The following is a 3,510-nucleotide window of genomic DNA, read 5'->3' on the forward strand; positions in this document are numbered from 1 at the left end:
CCGCCGCGCCGCGCACGACCCAGGTGGCGACCGCCGCCGCCGCGCCGTCGGCCGGCATGGTCACCGCCCAGCGCGCCCTGTCGCGCCTCGGCTACTATCAGGGTCCGCAGGACGGCGCCGCCTCGCCGGCCCTGCGCATGGCGATCCAGGCCTATCAGCGCGATCAGAACCTGCCGAGCTCCGGCGGCCTGGACGGCGAGACCCTGAACCGCCTTTCGGCGTTCGCGCGCTAGTCGTCAGGGGCGTTTTGCTGCTTTTGTAGTTGAGCGGCTCGCCAAAGCTTGGCCATGATAGAAGCGCCGGACCCATGGGGCCGGCGCTTTTCATTTTGGGGGCTTTCATGCGTTCTCTGCGCAAACTCATGCCGCGCCGCGCGGGTCTTTGGCTCGCCGGGGCCAGCGTCCTTCTGGCCGCGCCGTCCATGGCCTCGGCGGCGGACTATCTGCTGATCCCGGACGCCTCGGTCGTGAAGTACGTCGTCGACTCCAGCGGCATGGTCTATCTGCGCAATCTGAACGAGGTCGACGCCAGCTGGGCCGGCTGCTGCAACAATTTCTGGATGAACCTGAACACCGACGCCGGTCGGGGACAGTTCTCGGCGTTCCTGGCCGCCAAGGTCAGCCATCAGCGCATCGTCATCTACGCCGACTCCAAGACCGGATCGTCCACGGTCCCGCTCCTTCACGTCGGCGACTTCTGAAGCGGGGCGCCACATCCCGCGTGGACCTCCGCGCCGACCTCGGTAATAGTCATCGTTTCGACGCAAACCCGCGGCGGGTGAAACAATTCGACGCCGGGCTTGGTCTATCGTTGCTGTGACTTATGCGACCGGCGGGACGCCGACGGTCGCAGACGGGGTGGGGGGATGGCTCTCGAGCCTTCCGGAGGAGTGCTGATCTTGACGACGGATCACGTGAGCGAGCGCGTGCCGGTTCCGCGCACCGTATGGGTGTTCGGCCTGGCGACCCTGGTTCCCTTCGTCGCCGCCTCGGGCCTGTTCTGTTACGGCCCCGTCTCGCAGCGCGGTCCGGCCCTGGTGGCTCTGCTGGCCTATTCGACGGCCATGCTGTCCTATCTCGGCGGCGTGCGCTGCGGGCTCGAGATCGACCACATCCGCCCGCGCTGGCTGACGCTTGCGCTGTCGCTGCTGCCGCCGCTGGCCGGGGTGGCGCTGATGCTGGGGGCCGAGCGCTTCGGCGCCGCCTGGCAGCTTTCCGGCTTCCTGTTCGTGTTCCTGCTGCAGTGGCTGTGGGACGTCACCAGCCACGAGGGCCCCGCCTGGCGGCCCCGCCTGCGCACCCTGCTGACCACCGGCGCGGCCCTGTCGCTGGCCTTCGCCCTGGAACAGGCCCTGGCGCTTTGAGGCTCTAGGCCTGGGTCTCCCAGAGCAGCAGCACCGACAGCGCGCCCGGCGCCAGCAGCCAGACCCCCAGCAAGACGGCCAGGATCCGCGAACTCTTCCAGCCCTGCGCGCAGCACAGCAGCCCGACGACGACCGCCGCCAGCGAGAAGCAGAACCACGCAACGTGGTCCTCGCCGCGTCCCGCGCCGAGCGACAGCATCGTGAACATCACGTACGGGGCGACGGACAGGCCAAGGCACAGGAACGCGCCGAACACATAGGCCATGCCTCGCCTCTCCAAAGCGCTCGCCGATCAGCGCCCTTTCCGGGCTCCGTCCATAACATAGTAGATGCGCCGGTTGTCGGGGCGCGTCATCCTGCTGGTCGCGATGCTGCGTATGACCGGGTCGGTCTGGCCGTCGCGCAGCAGGTGATGCACATCGTCCATCACCTGGGTGTAGGCGTAGGAGTCGTGGTTCAGCGATCGCAGGTCGAACGCATCCAGCTGCAGCGTCGAGACATTGACCGATGCGATGCCGGGAACCACGGACGGCGTCTTGTTGAGCACGATGCCGAGATTGGGGTCTTGCCAGACCTTCTTTGAGGTTCTGACCGCCAGGTCGTACTCGGAGACATAGGCCGTGGCGCTGCCGACGTTGGCGACCGCTCGCGGCGCCCGGGGCTCGGCCAGCGAGACCGGCAGGTCTGGTGAGAACATCACGAGGGCGTTCAGCTTGGGCTTGGCGGGGCAGTCCTGGCTGAAGTCCTGCAGAGTGTTGATCGTCAGGTAGCTTCCCATGCTGTGGGCCAGGATCGTGATCTTGGCGCCGGGGTTCTTGGCGGCGAGCTGGCAGAGCAGTTGGGACAGGGCCTCGTCGGAAACCTCGGCTTTCAGGCGATCGGTCCCGTAGTTCTCCACCGCGCCGACCGACGGCCACATGAACAGTACGAAGGGGCCGTCGAACCGCAGCAGCGACTTGATGGCGATGGCCGTCGACATCGCCTGGCCGGGCTTTTGCCGGAAGCCGTGGACGAAGACGACGATGTGCTTGGGGTAGCGCTGGGCCTCGGCCTGGCGCTTGGAGATATAGTCGAAGAACAGATCTGGTTTGGCGAACTGGAAGTCCCGCGCGTACGGCTTGGGCTTCACGCCGCCATCCACGGCCAGCACGGGCTGGTAGGCGATACCGTAGGTCAGGCCGGGTCCGAGTTGATCCGAGAAGCTCTTCTCGGCCCGGTTCAGGATCTCGCGATTGGTGGCTACGAAGATCCCGTAGTTGGGATTGCTGGCGATCTTGTCGGCGATCTCCTGCAACTCGGCCTCGGGGTCGGGCTTGCGCCGCGCACTCCCGCCGCTCGGCGGCTGTGGGTCAGGCTTGCGCGTCTGAGCGTGGGCCTCGCCGCCCGTCGACGCTGGCTCTCCGCCGTTCCCCTTGGCCCCGTCGTGACAGGCGCAGACCGTCGCCGCCAGGGCGAGGGCCAGGATCAAGCGAGCGATGGTCATGTGCTCCCCCCAGAGCGACCGCGGCGGTCCGCCAGCGGTCGTCAATCATAGGGGAGTTTTTCAGATTCAACAATCCAAGGTTTAGTGTGGCGGCCCTGATCACCGCGCCGCGACCGCCTTCTGGGCCAGGGGATCGTCCAGGCAGGCCTTGGCCACGGCGTGGTTCAGCTTGGCCTTCTTCTTCTCCAGGCGATGGCCCAGCGCCGTGCCCGCCGCCGCACCGGCGAAGGGCATGACGACATTGCCGCCAACCCCGACCACGGCGCGGACGATGCGGTGGTCGTTGTACTGCTCGGCTTCGGCCCGGGCCTTGCGGCACTTGGCGCTGTCGTAGCGCGGCTGGCTCGGGTCGAGTTTGGCGACGGTGTCGCGCGGGGCCGGATTGCTGGCGCAGGCCGACAGCGCCAGAAGCAGGGCGAGGCTCGGTATGAGCGGGCGCATGGGGCGGGGTCTCCCAAATGAATTCTCCGCGCTAACGCCGCATGGGGCGCGGACGATCCAAAGGCGCAGCCAGGGGCGGCCGATGCAGGCAGGGCGCAGTTCCCCGTTCGTTTCGCCGCCGCGAAGTGTTAATCAGCGGGCCGTGAGCGCCCTTCCTTCGAGTCTCGACCTTGCCCCGGCCCTGGTGGTGCTGCCGGGTCCGCGCGCCGGCGTGGCCGACGGC

The 3,510-nt window shown here is 67.7% G+C and carries 6 protein-coding genes; 3 read left to right on the forward strand and 3 right to left on the reverse strand.

Going from position 1 to position 3,510, the window contains the following annotated elements; all coding sequences use genetic code 11:
* The 3 genes from DMC18_RS19255 to DMC18_RS19265 all read left to right on the forward strand — a co-directional run.
* On the forward strand, nucleotides 1-233 hold a 233-nt coding region (locus DMC18_RS19255; RefSeq protein WP_146218136.1), incomplete at its 5' end, for a peptidoglycan-binding domain-containing protein.
* A gap of 107 nt (nucleotides 234-340) precedes the next feature.
* Complete coding sequence (locus DMC18_RS19260; RefSeq protein WP_146218137.1) at nucleotides 341-700, forward strand: hypothetical protein; 360 nt, start codon at nucleotides 341-343, stop codon at nucleotides 698-700.
* 198 nt (nucleotides 701-898) lie between these two features.
* Nucleotides 899-1,363, forward strand: a complete 465-nt coding sequence (locus DMC18_RS19265; RefSeq protein WP_233248228.1) for a DUF3429 domain-containing protein — start codon at nucleotides 899-901, stop codon at nucleotides 1,361-1,363.
* Nucleotides 1,364-1,367: 4 nt separating this feature from the next.
* Here the strand turns inward: DMC18_RS19265 and DMC18_RS19270 are convergent, their stop codons facing one another.
* The 3 genes from DMC18_RS19270 to DMC18_RS19280 all read right to left on the reverse strand — a co-directional run bounded on the left by DMC18_RS19270 (nucleotide 1,368) and on the right by DMC18_RS19280 (nucleotide 3,287).
* Nucleotides 1,368-1,628 (reverse strand): hypothetical protein, encoded by a 261-nt coding sequence (locus tag DMC18_RS19270; protein WP_110133214.1) that lies wholly within the window; start codon nucleotides 1,626-1,628, stop codon nucleotides 1,368-1,370.
* Between the two features lie 27 nt (nucleotides 1,629-1,655).
* On the reverse strand, nucleotides 1,656-2,846 hold the full coding sequence (locus DMC18_RS19275; RefSeq protein ID WP_110133215.1) for an alpha/beta hydrolase: 1,191 nt from the start codon (nucleotides 2,844-2,846) through the stop codon (nucleotides 1,656-1,658).
* Between the two features lie 99 nt (nucleotides 2,847-2,945).
* A complete protein-coding gene (locus DMC18_RS19280; protein ID WP_110133216.1) occupies nucleotides 2,946-3,287 on the reverse strand; it encodes a hypothetical protein in 342 nt (113 codons plus the stop codon).
* Nucleotides 3,288-3,510 lie beyond the last annotated feature (223 nt).

This window comes from Caulobacter sp. D5 (assembly GCF_003185805.1).
Classification (GTDB): Bacteria; Pseudomonadota; Alphaproteobacteria; order Caulobacterales; family Caulobacteraceae; genus Caulobacter.

Coding starts and splice junctions, on each gene's coding strand:
- DMC18_RS19260 (WP_146218137.1), top strand. CDS start 341: ATGCGTTCTCTGCGCAAACTCATGCCGCGCCGCGCGGGTCTTTGGCTC.
- DMC18_RS19270 (WP_110133214.1), bottom strand. CDS start 1,628: ATGGCCTATGTGTTCGGCGCGTTCCTGTGCCTTGGCCTGTCCGTCGCC.
- DMC18_RS19275 (WP_110133215.1), bottom strand. CDS start 2,846: ATGACCATCGCTCGCTTGATCCTGGCCCTCGCCCTGGCGGCGACGGTC.
- DMC18_RS19280 (WP_110133216.1), bottom strand. CDS start 3,287: ATGCGCCCGCTCATACCGAGCCTCGCCCTGCTTCTGGCGCTGTCGGCC.